Genomic DNA, 14,087 nt, shown 5'->3' on the forward strand with positions numbered 1-14,087 from the left:
ACCCAATGAAACAAGGGACATCAGCTCAACGATGGTCGAAAACAACAGCTCACGCGGGTACTGGCGTTGACGGTGTTCTTCAAACACCTGATCAACCCATTCGGCAGGAACAGCCTGCTCCAGTATCAATTTCGTCATGACACTGGCCGGTGTCTTTTTTTCAAACCGCGCTAGAACTTCTGCCCACATCGTTTTCGTCACCCTGACTGGAGTTTTAGGGGATTCTAAACGAAGACCTTGAAAGGGCTGAGTCTTACAGCGACTAATCCACAGCCTTCGCCTCGGCCCGTTTCTGTGTCGTCACAACCGTCCGGTCCCGCGTCAGCACCTTCACCGCATCATCCACCAATGCCTTACTCAGCGAGGTCAGATAATGCGCAGCCCAGGCGTGGCGGTCAGTGTCTCTGGCATAGGCGGCATCTTCAGTGAGGGTTTTGGCCAGGAACAGGAAATCGGAGGCCATGGATAATGCATCGCCGAGAGGAACGCCGCGAGTGACATGGAACAGCGCTTGATCCGCGCAGTAGATGGCCGGTGTCAGGCCGATGGTTTTGAGTTCAGGTTGTTCGGTCATTGGCCACCTCCGAGGATGGAGAGGCAATGGGGGAGGGGGTTACGCGATTGGGACTTGTGTGAAAGGAAAAGCCAAATTTCGTACACATTGACTTGGTCATTTGGCTGCGGCAGCATTGATGTCAATCGCGCCCGATCCTCTGGTGCTGGCTCAGTCCGGCATTACGTTCGGGCCTTCTTGTTTCTGGAGCATGGAAGTTGACTGCCCCAGCTTCTCAATAAGCGTTGTCTAACCAATCCCAGAAACCAGGATAAAAACCCATCCGGTAATGAGTATTTTTCGCCTGTATGTAGGAATTCGCGTCTAGCAAATAACTCAAAATCCAAGTTTCTTTTTAGAATAGTCAGATAGCTTGTGCGGCTTCACGCCAATCAGACGCGCTGCATCTCGATAAAGCATTCTTCCACTTAATGCTTCACTTGCCACTGCTGTAGCAAGCGTTTTGCTGACTCGCCCTGTCTGCAGTCTGTTGTATGCCGGCGTGTCATTCTTGCTGCGAGCTTTGTGCTCAGCGATCTTTCTGGCAATAAATGCACCATATTCGGATGGTGTTATGAGATTGAAAGTCAGGGCGCGCCTGGCTATCACCCAGCCACTAACATGGAAGAATTTTGTTAAGGAGGGAATGTTTTCTTGCCATTCAATGTCAGCCTCCCAAGAGGCGAGGAATTCGCGCTCGGGCGTTAATAGCTCTGCCGCTACCGCATTACACAATATTTCTTCAGATCTATGATTGGCAGGGTCACCGTCAGACACGCCAGAACGACCTATCCAAATATGAGACAGCTCATGAGCTAAAGTGAACAGTCTTGCCTCAGGGCAATCGGCTGTATTGATAAAAATGACTGGCGCTAACTTGTCGCTGATTGCAAAGCCTCGGAACTCTTCTACAAACAATGGCCTGCTCGTATTGTTGTTGACAATACTATTGCGCATTACAAGGATGCCCACTATTTCAATTTTGCTTATCAGGTCCTTGAAGTAGTCATCAAAATCGCCGCGGTTTGGTTTGCTGGGGATGCCCAAGGTCGCTCGGATGTCTGCAACGATCACTGCCACGCTGTCGCTTACCGAAAACCTTCCGACAGTTCTATTTTCAGTGACGCCTTGGCTGATCAGGTAGTCGCGATACCATTCTTGTCTTTCCATGGCCCACCTGATGGTATCCATGAGGGCGAGACTGTATCCGTGGTCACGTTTTCCATTGATTGTTCTGAGATCCGGCAGCGGAAGGCTTTCCACTGGTGGCTGAGACAGGTAAAGGTACCCAAACGGGATGTACGTCTGCCAGGCGTAATTCATGGCTTGGTTGAAGGAGGGCTTTTTCTTGCCTTGCTCCCAGGCCAGCACATTGTCTTCCTGCGTACCAAGACTTTTGGCCAGGGCGCTCGTGCTCAGGGATGCTCGCTCACGCGCCCATCGCAGAACGTCCGGATTAATCAGCGCTTCCATGTGTGATTCCGTTTTGGTGCCATAACCATTCCAGCAATATGCCTCTACACAGCCAGTTCAAACGATAGCCGTATCTGACTACAAGGGAGGGGGGCCGTCACGTGTTTTTGGTCACCGAGCGCTGCATATTTGTAAGCCCCGAATAACTCGGGGCTCATCGGATCTCAGGCGCTATCCTTCGGATTTCACCGTCGGCTGCTTAGGTGTCGTTGCAGAAGTACGATCCCGCATCAGCACCTTCACCACATCATCCACCACCGCCTTCCCCATCGCCGTCAAATAATGCGCAGCCCAGGCGTGATAGTCCGTATCCCTGGCATAAGCCGCATCCTTGCTCAGCGCCTTGGCCAAAAACAGAAGATCAGAAGCCATCGCCAACGCATCCCCGAGGGGAACATCACGCGTGACATGGAACAGTGCTTGGTCCGCACAGTAGATGGCCGGCGTCAGGCCAATGGTTTTGAGTTCGGGTTGTTCAGTCATTGGCCACCTCCGAGGATGGAGAGGCAATGGGGGAGGGCGTTACGCGATTGGGAATTGCGTAGAGGGTAAAGCCAAATTTCAAACGGATTTATCTTGGTCATGGTCAACATCCTTGATTTGAGGAGCTGCCACGAGCCTTCTCACGGGCTTGGGTGACAGCCGTGCGCGGGGTGAGAAACCGGCAATCAAGGCAACCGGTAGACCCGAAGGTCTCCCACGCACAGCCGCCATAAAGCCATATCGCAGACGAAAAAAAACGCCGCGATAGGTTTTGGGGCGCTTTGCGCCTTGATTGTTTCGGGCTCTCACACCCGGTCGCTGAATTGGCAGCGACGGTGGGAGGGTATCGTGCGGGTCCGACTCATGCAACCTTCGGAAGCTTCAGCTCAAGCCAGCCCTCTCCCTTTTCGTCCCCTTGGAATATCCCCGCAAGGGCGAGGGGTCGAGTCTGTTGCCTAGGGCCTACCTAATTGGAGTTACCTGATTTTCTAGAGAACTATCAAATGATAGGTAAGTGACAGAGTGGCGGCGCTTGAAGGGCTATCCGGATCGATGGTGTCATGCCATTATCCAGTCAGCACAATTACAAAAGGACGTGTCTCATGGCCGCTGTCGAAACAGGGCTTCGTGTCGTCGGAGCAACCAATACTGGTAGTGGTTTTGATGATGTGCTTGCTATTGAAAGGACATTAACGCCACAAGTGGTCATTGCGCTATGTGGTCCGTTAGGGACGCCGCTGCACGAAGTCGCGCAAAGTTTTAAAGATTTATTACTGAGTACAGATTACGGCTATGAATATGTCGAAATAATCAGGCTTAGTGAGGAGATCAGAAATAAAACTGGATTAGCTCCTGATAGTTCAATCAAAGATCTGATTGAGGCTGGGAATGATCTGCGCAGAGATCATGGTAATGAAGTCTTAGCGAAGCTGGCGGTTAGGAAAATAAGTATCGCAAGAGCCGCTGAGCAAGTGAAAGCGGCGGCAGCTAAAAAAGCTGAGCATCCTGACTTGTTTAATGACGAAAGTGACGATGGTTTGGTGCCTAATGTTACTCTAAAATGGTGTCACATTATCGACTCAGTAAAGCATGTTGATGAACTGCGTCTCTTGCGGTCGATCTATGGGGAGATGTTATATGTTGTTGGTGTCTATTCACCCATAGAGATGCGGATAGCACGGCTTGAGGGCGCCTTAAAAAACGAGAAAATTCATGAGTTGATTGATCGTGACTCGGGCGAAGAAATAGATCATGGACAGCGAGTTGAAGATACATTTCCTCAGTCAGACTTTTTCCTTCGTGTTGAGAAAACAACCGATTCCCACCGACTTAGTAGAGTAAAGAGGTTTTTAGATTTGATGTTGGGAACTGTAATTGCGACGCCAACAGTAAACGAGCGTGCAATGTATGCAGCGTTCTCAGCGGCAAGAAATTCAGCATGCCTTTCTAGACAGGTTGGTGCGGCAATAACAAGTGAAGAAGGAGAGTTAATATCGACAGGCTGGAATGATGTTCCTAAAGCATTCGGAGGGCTATATCAGACTGAGGGTGATGGACTTAATTCGGATGAGGATCGTCGATGCTGGAATATGGGGGGTGGTGTTTGCTCAAATGATCAAGAGAAGAAAGCGATATCTAATTATATAGTAGATAAGTTGGTTGAGTCTGAAATAATATCGCCAGATAAAAAAGAGGCGGCTCTTTCAGTTATTAGAGGGAAAACTCAACTTAAAAGTTTAATTGAGTTCTCACGGGCGGTGCATGCTGAAATGCACGCATTGCTCAATGCAGGGGCGACAGACGGAGCGAAAATTAGACATGGGAAATTATTCGTCACCACATACCCATGCCATTCGTGCGCTCGGCATTTGGTAGCAGCTGGGATTAAAGAAGTGATTTTTCTTGAGCCTTATCGTAAGAGTCTTGCTACCAGGCTGCACCAAGATGCTATAACTGAAAATGAGAGTGATATCACGAAGGTACGCGTGCTTCCTTTTGATGGCGTCGCGCCATCGCGATTCCTTAAGTTTTTTTCCGCCAATCCCGCTGGTCGGAAAAAGGATGGACGCATGATCCTAAGGGACGCGGAACCAGTGGCACGTATCTCAATGGAGGCGGTCTCTACCCTTGAAGGATTGGTAGTGAAGGGGCTAGAATCCCGCCGCCTTTAAAGGCCAGAAGCGAAGGAGCTTGTGTATGGATCTGTTAGAAGAAAAACGCGAAGCTGAGAAAATGGCGCAGCTATCCTTCTGTTTCGAGGCCGCAAGCTCCGTAAAATTTAGTAGCAGCGAAACTGACACAATCTCTAGTAAAGCGGTAGTAGATAGCGTCCAATCGAAGAGTGTGGTCCTATCTTTCCCTCAAAATCGTTGCTCATCTGGCGCTCAAGCTCAGTTAATCCAGCGAATTCTCCAGCGCTATCGTTTTTTTTGATCTGCTCGAAACAATGGCATCCCTGCAAAAAATCTAAATGGGTGCTGGCAGCGCTCACTTTTTAGTTGATTGAGAGAGTTTTGCAGGTGCCCATTTTTTGTGCGGCTAGCGACAGGGAGGCAGCCCGTGCAGGATTTTTATCTCTCGGCGCCCACTGACTTAGAACACTCACAAAATGTCTTTCAAGTAATCCCTAAGCGAGATGAGTGGAGTATCAAGCTGCTCCATCGTCCGCGCACTGCGGAGTTCACCCGCCAACCTCCGCAACTCCCGCCCCAATGGCTTATCCACACCCCCAATGGCCTCCAGCGCCAACCCCACACACTCATCCACCTTCAACTGAATCGCCTCAAGATCCCCCCGCCGCACCAGCAACTCAAACACATCCCGCTGGTAATCCCCCATCACCAGGTCGTCACGCAAAATCGGGCTTGAATCTTCCGATTCATAAGCCAGCTTGAGGGAGAAGAGGGCGACGGTTTCCAGGTGCAATACCATGGGGGGAATCCTTGTGAAATGTTCAACCGGTGTGGGCGGCATGGAAGAGCAAGATCAAAAGATCGCAGCCTTCGGCAGCTCCTACACAGGTCGGTGGGGTAGGTCTCGGCGATATCGCGCAGTTCCTGGGGAAGGATTTCGCGACCATCAACGGTCGGGCCGCTGGTGGCGACTCGTTTCCAATACGAAACTAAGGAACGGGGCATGGGCGTTAACTGCGCTCAATCGGTGGTTTGAGCCGCCACGATATGGAGCTGCAGACGTCCAAACAAACGCTTTGATGCCGCGTTCATCGTCGATTGCCATTCTACGAAGTAGGACGATTTTAACTCCGCGTTTCCAGCGTTTTCGCCGCATAGACTGCGGCCCATGTACTACCCAACCGAAGTCAAAGAAGCCGCCAAACGCCTTTTCCTGCGCCGCTGCAAAGCGAAGGAAATTCAGGCGCAACTCAAGCTGCCCAACATTCGGATCGTCTACTACTGGATCCGGCAGGGCGGCTGGGAGGACATGCTTTCGGACGAGGAACCGCTGACGGCCGTCAGCCGGCGGATCACCCTGCTGTTAGAAAAACAGGCCACGCTGACCAAGGGCGAACTGGACGAGCTGGACCGCCTAACGTGCATCGCGCTCCGGGTGGCTCAAGCAGCGGCTCGGCAGTGGCCGTGGCCAGCGGGTTGGCGAGCGCTGCGTTGGGCACCGATACCGGCGGCTCGGTGCGGATTCCGGCGGGCATGCACGCAATTACGCGGCGGGGAAGTTGCCTGGCAGTGTTGTAGGCGTCCCGGTTGCGAGCGATGCGTTCCTGACCTGTAAAGGGATGACCAATTACATCCAGACCGGCATCCTGGAGACTGAAAGCCTGACCATGCTCGTGATCGCCAAAAGCGCGGGCATCGGTGGTACTCCAGACGAAACACCATTGGTTTGCGGCAGCTACGGCAGCGGTGCGCTGTCGGGTGTTTGTATGTACATTCCGCTCACTGATCGCCTGTCGGGCACCGGTGGCTTCGGCAATGACGATGCCAGCAACGTCAACGTGACTGCATCCGTTTCGCCAGCGCCTACAACCAAATGGGGCCTGTATTCTGTCCAGGTAAGTCCTGCCGGCGTCACCACCAAGGCGCACACCGCGAACCTGACCAATACCTTCGCACAAGCGGTGCCCCGTCGACTCGCCGGCCGCACAATGCGTATCGGCAGCGGTTACTCCAACAGCCAGAAGGGCACCGTAGACATTGCGCTGTTTCAGTATCACAGCGTTCTGTTGACGGCCGACGAATTGACGAAGACCGTGGCAGATTTACGCGCCTACGCTACGCGTCGAGGTATTGCGGTTTGATCAGCCTTCAGATGTGAAACAAAAAAATAGCCCGCTATGAGCGGGCTGTTTTTTTCACTTCTATTGAATTATCAGGGTGAAGGCTTTTTGTCAGTTAGCGTTTTTAGTATTAGCTCGATAGGGCTGGAGAATGGGATTTCCACTAAACTCCCGGGTTGGGACGATCTAAACAGACTCTCCAAAATCAAACGCCTATCTTCATCTGCTTTAAGCTTTCCTTCATTTAGCAATGCCAGATAAGTCTTTGTGAAAGTGATCCGTTCGGCAGCATCAAGGGCCATGTGCGAATGAGTGTTAAATTGACGTAGCGTTATTTTTATCAGGACGCCAAAAAGCGTAATAAGTAACGCGGCACCAGCGAGTTCGGCTATTGCTAGGGAAAGTTCGGAGCCGGTGTGGCCAAGAATGATTTTGGCTGTGGTCTTTTGATCTGTGTTTGTGTTTGATTCGGAATTCTGTTTTTCGGTTTGATTTGGGGCGGACTCGGCTTGTGTGTGCATGTATTTCGAAAGCCCGACAGCGCCACCATAACTGTAATAAGTAAGCAGCGATGTAAACGTCATGGCCATGCATATGATGATTGCAAAAAACCAGAGCACTTTGAATTTTGAATGAGTGTCTTTACGGTCAATCCAATATTGAACTGAAGCGTCTAGATCTATCTGGTCATCGTAGGCGGCTTTCGCGGATGCAAGACGTTGCTTTGCATCCTCAAGGGATTGCTGTGCCTCGTCTTTGAATTTACTTGCGTAACTTCTATAAACTTTATTTCTGCGCTTGAATGATCTTTGAATGTCAGTTGCGTCGCGATTGATACTTTCTTTCACGTCTTTAATGTGTTCTTCAATTTCAGTTTGTTGTTCGTTTATGTTGTTGATGGACAGGTCGGCATCTTCGGTGAATTTTTCAAGTGCCTTGTCTAGAGCTTGGGATTTTGAGCTTTTAATTAGTCCTGATGTATCCTCGTTTGAAACTGCGATTTGAATTGCTACGGCTTTTTCGTATGAGAGTCCTAATGTGTCGGTAAAGGGTCGGATGTTGTTGCTTGAGAGGATTGTTGTTCTGGTGTTTGCGGATATATATATAAGCAAGAACGCGGCTGTAATGCTGCCGTAGCTGTCGTAGGTCTTCTGGATCAACAAGCCTTCTTTGCTTGTGCTTTCTATATATGGAGCGCTTGCACTACCTATAGAGAAGTCGTTGTAGTTTGGGTGGCTCGCGTCAAATCGGTCGAGTAATGGTCTTAATTTTGAAAAGAAAAGCATATTGTAAATTTCTGTAGTGTAGCCTCGATTGTTACCTTGGACTTCTTGTAGCCACTTCCAATAGTTAAGCTCACCATCAATATATTCGCGAACGGTATCGCTGTTCTTGAACTTCCTTTCTTTGTCGTTTATTCGGGCGGAGATCCAGGCTGGTGGCATTTTTTGTTCTCGTTCCTTGATTATCAGTACGAGGATGATAGCCGAATGATTTCATTGATTGGCATCGTCTTTTTCAAGGTTGGTTCAGTACCTGGTCTAAGCCAACCGACACCACCAGGATTACGCATAAGCGCAACCGTCGATGTATTCAATGCCGCTCAACACAAACCCGGTGACTGCCATTCCCGCCGGTGTGGCGTCAAGCAATCGGGGGAGAGGGTCAGGGTCTTTGGGTAGTCCCACTTCGACGCGGGCAACATTGGCGCTAAGACCGAGCTCGCTGCTGTTCTCAGCGTTCACCATCACATTCCCCCTGATTGCAGGATAGCGTCTGCGTTCCTGTGGAGTAAGGGCTACGCCATGCCGCCGCATGGGGGTTACGAGACATGTGCATGTCTACCTGTCCTCTACTCGTCGCTTCGCACGCCGAGCAATGCTTCCACTGCATAGGCCAAGGCACCATCCGCCTGCTCCAGAAGATCACTGAGATCGTCACGATCGATGACCTGTGCTCGGTGCAACGCATGGGCCTGGCTCAAAAGTGTCTTGTGATGTGCACCAGGTGCAGCAAGCAGGGCGATGTCGTCTCGCAGCAGCACATGCCATTGAGCAAGCGCTGTCTCTCTTGCCGGTAGAGTTTCGAAGCCGCCCTGGATCATTGTCGTCACCTCACCGAACTAAAGTACTGTACGAATAAACAGTATATCGAGCATCGACGAGTTGGCTACTGCACCCCGACGAAAATCAGCGCGAGCAGATGCCGAAAATCGCCTGGCCAAGAAAAAAACATCGGAAAAAGCACTTATCCCCCTCCCGCCGACGGGCTTTGTGTCCTTTTTTTGTGCAAATTCGGATGTAGTGCAAACGAACCTGCAGCCCAGGCAGGCCGTGGGGCTCTGCAGGGGATCGGCCATTTCACAAAGTGCAAAGTTTTGAAGGGAAGTGAAGCGCGGTTACACAGTGGCGCAGAGTGCGGTCATGGAAGGGGGCGCGCTGGAGTGCCCGGTTTCATTGGGCGAAAACTTTGAAAACGTGGGTTTCGGTGCATTTTCATAAACGCACACGATCTTTTTGGGGCGGAGGTTGGCTGTGTGCGGGAATAGGCTGAATTCCCTGCAAGCCAAGTGCAACAAGGGGTACGGGCAGACTGCAGCGTTTCAGTGGCTTTCACTCTCGGGCGGAATTCGGTGGGAATCACAGGATGGCGCCAAGACTTCAGAAAACCCTTTTCTTGGTAACCCCCTCCAGACGTGTAAGTGGTGTCAGAAAGCGGCTGGAGGCCCCGTATTTGCTGGGGATCGTCACTTACAGTAGGAGTGTAGGAAACTGTAAGTGGAGTATTGGTCGAAAAAACCTTATAAATCAATTGCTTGAGATGATCCTCACTTACACTCTAAAACTGTATGCAAAAAACAGCTGTCCGACACTTCACTTACAGTTTTGAAAATCACCAATCCATTGATTTGTAAGGGTTTAAGGGAAAATAGAAATCTCACTTACACTTCTTACACGTTTTTGAGGGTAGGACCGGAAAACTTTTTCCCCTCGCATTGGGGGGGGGTGACTGATGCGCGGACACTCATTGCGGACTTGAGAAATCGGGACTCTTAAGCATGCCTCTCACCCGCTGGCCACCCTGGTTATCCGGCAGCCCGGCAGGAACCTGTCCGCGACGCAAAACAGGGGAGGGTGGTTAGGTGCTTGAAAAATCTCGGTTACGCTCTTTTTGAGCAACCAAAAAAAAAGACCCTGATTATCAGGGCCTTCTTGGAGAGCTAAAGGGGTGCTCACCTCATTACCAGCATGGGAATCTGACACGTGAGCAGTGGCAGGAGTCGATACTGACTGAGAGCTATGCTAAGCCGACCTGGTTATTAGGCCCGGCGTCTTTTTTTTGCGAGTTTAAGCTTCTGTTCCAATTCTCTGATTTGCTCTTCATCAAGCTCGCCAGAGTCTTCCTCTCCCTCGTCATCATCTTTGAAAGATCGAGCGGTGTCCGCTTTTCGGTCTTCGTGGATGGGCGCGGCTAATAGCTTTGGTTCGGGGCGCATCAATGCACGTGGCGACGATGGAGCTTCCAACTCCATCTCGGGGCTCACGGCTCCCACTTCGAGGAGTTTTGTTGCGCCACTTATCATCTGCCGTTTTAAAAGTTCTGCTTGCTCAGGGCTAAGCGCTCCATTTTCTTTCAGCTGATGGATCTGCGCGATGATTGGAAGCGATTCCGCGATGTTCTGAACACACATGGAGACGTGAACGTTGCGATGAAACACTCGGCGATCCCAAATAGCGATCAGTGTTTCCTTGAAAATTACCATGACCTTAGCGAGGCCTAGGAAATCAAAAGACTTATCACTTCCAGAGTCGATTGCCACTACCGAGAGATCGGTATGACTTTCGCCTTCGATAGTGGCGATGGCTTGGTAAATTTCGGAGACCCCTTGCAAGGCAAGGATGAGCCTATCGGGAGTGGATCGTTGGCCGTGGTCTTCTACCAATACGATACTCAAGGTGTCAAAGCCTTGCTCGATAAGCTCTTTGCTTGCAGCGGCTGTCTGATCGACGTAGTCACGCTCCAGCATGGCTGCAAGGTAAGGCAAAAACTCAACCGTGAAGCGAATAGCTCGAAGAACACTCATAGATAAGGAAGGTTCTCTCTGAGCTAGAGCTTGCCACCAGTCGGGGTCCTGAAGCTCTTTGAGTCCCATCACTTCGAGGATCCGCTGTTCGGCTGAGGAGTAACGCTGAGCGCGCAGGGAGTAGTCAAGGAATGTACGGAAGTGGAAGACACTGCTCGCAGAGTTACTGTCTTTGCGAAGCGCATCGAGGAACTTGCTGATCATGGGCGCGAGTTCCGTTTCTCTGAGATCAGCTACCACGTTTTCCACAGCTTTCAGGAATGCTTGACGTCTCATTTATCGCTCCATATGCGGCTTTATTTTTTGTTCCAGCGTCAGTCCTGAACGCGGGCTTTAGCCGACTGTTCAATCTACGTTATCAACATCTAACCATCAGGTGTTAGTAGAGAGCTGTTACGCCGCCTTTACGCCAAGCAAAAAAAAAGGCCTTGAAATTCAAGACCTTTCTTCATTGTGTTGGTGCCCCGAGGGAGACTCGAACTCCCACTCCTTTCGAAAACGGATTTTGAATCCGCCGCGTCTACCAATTCCGCCATCAGGGCTCAATGGCGGCGAAGTATAGAGATGAGATAACCGCTGGTCAATCAGGTACATGGAGAATTTTTGATATTTCCGCTAGACTTCCCGGCCCTGCTAGACGACACCCCATCATGCGCGTTGCTGACTTTACCTTCGAGCTCCCTGATTCGCTGATCGCCCGCCATCCGCTGGCCGAGCGGCGCAATAGTCGCCTGTTGACCCTGGATGGGGTCAGCGGCGCCCTGGCACACCGTCAATTCACTGATTTGCTGGAGCATTTGCGCCCCGGCGATTTGATGGTGTTCAACAATACCCGGGTGATTCCGGCGCGCCTGTTTGGCCAGAAGGCTTCCGGCGGCAAGCTGGAAATCCTGGTGGAGCGGGTGCTCGACAGTCATCGCGTGCTGGCCCATGTGCGTTCCAGCAAGTCGCCCAAGCCTGGGTCGAAGATCCTGATCGACGGCGGTGGCGAGGCCGAGATGCTGGCGCGGCACGATGCGTTGTTCGAGCTTAAGTTCGCCGAGGAGGTGTTGCCGCTGCTCGACCGCGTCGGGCACATGCCGTTGCCTCCTTATATAGACCGTCCGGATGAGGGCGCCGACCGCGAGCGTTACCAGACCGTCTACGCCGAGCGTTTGGGCGCGGTGGCGGCGCCGACGGCGGGGCTGCATTTCGATCAGGTGTTGATGGAGGCGATTGCCGCCAAGGGCGTCGAGACCGCGTTCGTGACCTTGCACGTCGGCGCTGGCACTTTCCAGCCGGTGCGCGTGGAGAAGATCGAAGACCACCACATGCACAGCGAGTGGCTGGAAGTCGGCCAGGATGTGGTCGATGCCGTTGCCGCCTGCCGCGCTCGCGGTGGTCGCGTGGTGGCGGTGGGGACCACCAGTGTGCGTTCCCTGGAAAGCGCCGCCCGCGATGGCGTGCTCAAGCCGTTCAGTGGCGACACCGACATTTTCATCTACCCGGGCCGGCCGTTCCATGTGGTCGATGCCCTGGTCACCAACTTCCATTTGCCCGAATCCACGCTGTTGATGCTGGTTTCGGCGTTCGCCGGTTATCCCGAGACCATGGCCGCCTATAAAGCCGCCGTCGACAACGAATACCGCTTTTTCAGCTACGGTGATGCGATGTTTATCACCCGTAATCCCGCACCTACTGCCCCTAAACAAACAGGCCCAGAGGAAACAGAATGAGTCGTACCAGTCGCATGTCCTTTGAGCTCCTTGCCACCGACGGCAAGGCTCGCCGCGGTCGTTTGACCTTCCCGCGCGGTACCGTCGAGACCCCGGCTTTCATGCCGGTGGGCACCTACGGCACGGTCAAGGGCATGCTGCCACGGGATATCGAGGCGACTGGCGCTGAAATCATTCTGGGCAACACTTTCCACCTGTGGCTGCGCCCAGGCACCGAAGTGATCAAGAAGCACGGCGACCTGCACGATTTCATGCAGTGGAAAGGCCCGATCCTGACCGACTCCGGCGGTTTCCAGGTATTCAGCCTGGGCGCCATGCGCAAGATCAAGGAGGAGGGCGTGACCTTCGCTTCCCCGGTCGACGGCGCCAAGGTGTTCATGGGCCCGGAAGAGTCGATGCAGGTCCAGCGTGACCTGGGTTCCGACATCGTGATGATTTTCGACGAATGCACGCCGTACCCGGCTGACGAAGACGTCGCCCGCGTATCCATGGAGTTGTCCCTGCGTTGGGCCAAGCGTTCGAAAGAAGCCCATGGCGACAACACGGCGGCGCTGTTCGGTATCGTTCAGGGCGGCATGCACCAGGACCTGCGCATGCGCTCCCTGGAAGGCCTGGACAACATCGGCTTCGACGGCCTGGCCATCGGCGGCCTGTCGGTGGGCGAGCCGAAGCATGAAATGATCAAGGTGCTGGATTACCTGCCGGGCATGATGCCGGCTGACAAACCTCGTTACCTTATGGGCGTTGGCAAACCGGAAGACTTGGTTGAGGGTGTGCGCCGCGGTGTGGACATGTTCGATTGCGTGATGCCAACCCGTAATGCCCGCAACGGGCATCTGTTCATTGATACCGGCGTGCTGAAGATCCGTAACGCGTTCCATCGCCATGATGATTCGCCGCTCGATCCGACCTGCGATTGCTATACCTGCCAGAACTTCTCCCGCGCTTATCTGCATCACCTGGACAAGTGCGGCGAAATGCTGGGAAGCATGCTCAATACCATCCATAACTTGCGCCATTATCAAGTGCTTATGGCTGGTTTGCGCGAGGCTATTCAACAGGGTACATTGGCCGCCTTTGTCGATGCCTTCTACGCCAAACGCGGGCTTCCCGTGCCGCCTTTGGACTGAGTTTTCTGACCCCAAGATTCAACATTTGCAACTGGAGTGCTAAATGAGCTTTTTTATCTCTAATGCCATGGCTGACGCCGCTGCACCTGCTGCGGGCCCAATGGGTGGCGGTTTCGAGTGGATTTTCCTGGTCGGTTTCCTGGTCATCTTCTACCTGATGATCTGGCGTCCACAGGCCAAGCGCGCCAAAGAGCAGAAGAACCTGCTGAGCAGCCTGCAGAAAGGCGACGAAGTTGTGACCACCGGCGGCATCGCCGGCAAGATCACTAAAGTGGCCGACGATTTCGTCGTTCTGGAAGTTTCCGACACTGTCGAAATGAAGTTCCAGAAAGGCGCCATTGCCGCCACGCTGCCAAAAGGCACGCTCAAAGCGATCTAAGTTTCAACTTCATCTTCA

The 14,087-nt window shown here is 52.5% G+C and carries 15 protein-coding genes, 1 tRNA gene and 4 pseudogenes; 8 read left to right on the forward strand and 12 right to left on the reverse strand.

Annotated elements, in window-relative coordinates; genetic code table 11:
• The 5 genes and pseudogenes from AC1DU9_RS03500 to AC1DU9_RS03520 form a co-directional block, all read right to left on the reverse strand.
• Nucleotides 1-138, reverse strand: a pseudogene (locus AC1DU9_RS03500) (IS4 family transposase); the annotation flags it as partial.
• Between the two features lie 124 nt (nucleotides 139-262).
• Nucleotides 263-574 (reverse strand): DUF3077 domain-containing protein, encoded by a 312-nt coding sequence (locus AC1DU9_RS03505; protein ID WP_223460212.1) that lies wholly within the window; start codon nucleotides 572-574, stop codon nucleotides 263-265.
• Nucleotides 575-788: 214 nt separating this feature from the next.
• Nucleotides 789-893: a DUF4411 family protein gene (locus AC1DU9_RS03510; protein ID WP_223460214.1), complete on the reverse strand. Its 105-nt coding sequence runs from the start codon at nucleotides 891-893 to the stop codon at nucleotides 789-791.
• On the reverse strand, nucleotides 890-2,026 hold the full coding sequence (locus AC1DU9_RS03515) for an ImmA/IrrE family metallo-endopeptidase (protein WP_477809737.1): 1,137 nt from the start codon (nucleotides 2,024-2,026) through the stop codon (nucleotides 890-892). Before AC1DU9_RS03515 ends, AC1DU9_RS03510 begins: the two co-directional genes overlap by 4 nt.
• Nucleotides 2,027-2,197: 171 nt before the next feature.
• The gene (locus tag AC1DU9_RS03520) at nucleotides 2,198-2,509 is read right to left on the reverse strand and encodes a DUF3077 domain-containing protein (protein WP_477809738.1); all 312 of its coding nucleotides are present in this window, start codon (nucleotides 2,507-2,509) and stop codon (nucleotides 2,198-2,200) included.
• Between the two features lie 602 nt (nucleotides 2,510-3,111).
• Here AC1DU9_RS03520 and AC1DU9_RS03525 point away from each other — a divergent pair.
• Nucleotides 3,112-4,680: an anti-phage dCTP deaminase gene (locus AC1DU9_RS03525; protein ID WP_477809739.1), complete on the forward strand. Its 1,569-nt coding sequence runs from the start codon at nucleotides 3,112-3,114 to the stop codon at nucleotides 4,678-4,680.
• A 25-nt stretch (nucleotides 4,681-4,705) separates the two neighbouring features.
• Nucleotides 4,706-4,942: a hypothetical protein gene (locus AC1DU9_RS03530; protein ID WP_477809740.1), complete on the forward strand. Its 237-nt coding sequence runs from the start codon at nucleotides 4,706-4,708 to the stop codon at nucleotides 4,940-4,942.
• Between the two features lie 168 nt (nucleotides 4,943-5,110).
• On the opposite strand, the gene AC1DU9_RS03535 is transcribed toward AC1DU9_RS03530, so the two are convergent.
• Nucleotides 5,111-5,440 (reverse strand): hypothetical protein, encoded by a 330-nt coding sequence (locus tag AC1DU9_RS03535; protein WP_477809741.1) that lies wholly within the window; start codon nucleotides 5,438-5,440, stop codon nucleotides 5,111-5,113.
• A gap of 92 nt (nucleotides 5,441-5,532) precedes the next feature.
• A pseudogene (locus AC1DU9_RS03540) lies at nucleotides 5,533-5,646 on the reverse strand (capsid scaffolding protein); the annotation flags it as partial.
• Between the two features lie 163 nt (nucleotides 5,647-5,809).
• Here AC1DU9_RS03540 and AC1DU9_RS03545 point away from each other — a divergent pair.
• The 3 genes and pseudogenes from AC1DU9_RS03545 to AC1DU9_RS03555 form a co-directional block, all read left to right on the forward strand.
• Nucleotides 5,810-6,097 (forward strand): annotated as a pseudogene (locus AC1DU9_RS03545) (terminase large subunit domain-containing protein); the annotation flags it as partial.
• A pseudogene (locus tag AC1DU9_RS03550) lies at nucleotides 6,058-6,177 on the forward strand (amidase family protein); the annotation flags it as partial. The pseudogenes AC1DU9_RS03545 and AC1DU9_RS03550, both read left to right, overlap by 40 nt.
• A gap of 83 nt (nucleotides 6,178-6,260) precedes the next feature.
• On the forward strand, nucleotides 6,261-6,782 hold the full coding sequence (locus AC1DU9_RS03555) for a hypothetical protein (protein WP_477809742.1): 522 nt from the start codon (nucleotides 6,261-6,263) through the stop codon (nucleotides 6,780-6,782).
• Between the two features lie 71 nt (nucleotides 6,783-6,853).
• On the opposite strand, the gene AC1DU9_RS03560 is transcribed toward AC1DU9_RS03555, so the two are convergent.
• The 5 genes from AC1DU9_RS03560 to AC1DU9_RS03580 form a co-directional block, all read right to left on the reverse strand.
• Entirely contained in the window at nucleotides 6,854-8,206 is a 1,353-nt protein-coding gene (locus AC1DU9_RS03560) for a DUF6161 domain-containing protein (protein ID WP_477809743.1), read from the reverse strand.
• Between the two features lie 120 nt (nucleotides 8,207-8,326).
• Nucleotides 8,327-8,578: a hypothetical protein gene (locus AC1DU9_RS03565; RefSeq protein WP_477809744.1), complete on the reverse strand. Its 252-nt coding sequence runs from the start codon at nucleotides 8,576-8,578 to the stop codon at nucleotides 8,327-8,329.
• Between the two features lie 35 nt (nucleotides 8,579-8,613).
• Nucleotides 8,614-8,865: a hypothetical protein gene (locus AC1DU9_RS03570; RefSeq protein ID WP_477809745.1), complete on the reverse strand. Its 252-nt coding sequence runs from the start codon at nucleotides 8,863-8,865 to the stop codon at nucleotides 8,614-8,616.
• A 1,215-nt stretch (nucleotides 8,866-10,080) separates the two neighbouring features.
• Nucleotides 10,081-11,121: a hypothetical protein gene (locus AC1DU9_RS03575; protein ID WP_477809746.1), complete on the reverse strand. Its 1,041-nt coding sequence runs from the start codon at nucleotides 11,119-11,121 to the stop codon at nucleotides 10,081-10,083.
• A 181-nt stretch (nucleotides 11,122-11,302) separates the two neighbouring features.
• Nucleotides 11,303-11,387: transfer RNA gene (locus AC1DU9_RS03580), tRNA-Leu, on the reverse strand.
• A gap of 108 nt (nucleotides 11,388-11,495) precedes the next feature.
• Here AC1DU9_RS03580 and queA point away from each other — a divergent pair.
• The 3 genes from queA to yajC are packed head-to-tail and all read left to right on the forward strand — an operon-like array spanning nucleotide 11,496 to nucleotide 14,069.
• Complete coding sequence (gene queA, locus AC1DU9_RS03585; protein ID WP_477809747.1) at nucleotides 11,496-12,560, forward strand: tRNA preQ1(34) S-adenosylmethionine ribosyltransferase-isomerase QueA; 1,065 nt, start codon at nucleotides 11,496-11,498, stop codon at nucleotides 12,558-12,560.
• Nucleotides 12,561-12,574: 14 nt separating this feature from the next.
• Nucleotides 12,575-13,690: a tRNA guanosine(34) transglycosylase Tgt gene (tgt, locus tag AC1DU9_RS03590; RefSeq protein ID WP_477809864.1), complete on the forward strand. Its 1,116-nt coding sequence runs from the start codon at nucleotides 12,575-12,577 to the stop codon at nucleotides 13,688-13,690.
• 43 nt (nucleotides 13,691-13,733) lie between these two features.
• Entirely contained in the window at nucleotides 13,734-14,069 is a 336-nt protein-coding gene (gene yajC, locus AC1DU9_RS03595; protein ID WP_007982729.1) for a preprotein translocase subunit YajC, read from the forward strand.
• Nucleotides 14,070-14,087 lie beyond the last annotated feature (18 nt).

This window comes from Pseudomonas sp. P4_C1, from assembly GCF_056402155.1.

Coding starts and splice junctions, on each gene's coding strand:
- AC1DU9_RS03555 (WP_477809742.1), top strand. CDS start 6,261: ATGACCAATTACATCCAGACCGGCATCCTGGAGACTGAAAGCCTGACC.
- AC1DU9_RS03520 (WP_477809738.1), bottom strand. CDS start 2,509: ATGACTGAACAACCCGAACTCAAAACCATTGGCCTGACGCCGGCCATC.
- AC1DU9_RS03575 (WP_477809746.1), bottom strand. CDS start 11,121: ATGAGACGTCAAGCATTCCTGAAAGCTGTGGAAAACGTGGTAGCTGAT.
- yajC (WP_007982729.1), top strand. CDS start 13,734: ATGAGCTTTTTTATCTCTAATGCCATGGCTGACGCCGCTGCACCTGCT.
- AC1DU9_RS03570 (WP_477809745.1), bottom strand. CDS start 8,865: ATGATCCAGGGCGGCTTCGAAACTCTACCGGCAAGAGAGACAGCGCTT.
- tgt (WP_477809864.1), top strand. CDS start 12,575: ATGTCCTTTGAGCTCCTTGCCACCGACGGCAAGGCTCGCCGCGGTCGT.
- queA (WP_477809747.1), top strand. CDS start 11,496: ATGCGCGTTGCTGACTTTACCTTCGAGCTCCCTGATTCGCTGATCGCC.
- AC1DU9_RS03530 (WP_477809740.1), top strand. CDS start 4,706: ATGGATCTGTTAGAAGAAAAACGCGAAGCTGAGAAAATGGCGCAGCTA.
- AC1DU9_RS03515 (WP_477809737.1), bottom strand. CDS start 2,026: ATGGAAGCGCTGATTAATCCGGACGTTCTGCGATGGGCGCGTGAGCGA.
- AC1DU9_RS03535 (WP_477809741.1), bottom strand. CDS start 5,440: ATGGTATTGCACCTGGAAACCGTCGCCCTCTTCTCCCTCAAGCTGGCT.
- AC1DU9_RS03525 (WP_477809739.1), top strand. CDS start 3,112: ATGGCCGCTGTCGAAACAGGGCTTCGTGTCGTCGGAGCAACCAATACT.
- AC1DU9_RS03505 (WP_223460212.1), bottom strand. CDS start 574: ATGACCGAACAACCTGAACTCAAAACCATCGGCCTGACACCGGCCATC.
- AC1DU9_RS03560 (WP_477809743.1), bottom strand. CDS start 8,206: ATGCCACCAGCCTGGATCTCCGCCCGAATAAACGACAAAGAAAGGAAG.
- AC1DU9_RS03565 (WP_477809744.1), bottom strand. CDS start 8,578: ATGCGGCGGCATGGCGTAGCCCTTACTCCACAGGAACGCAGACGCTAT.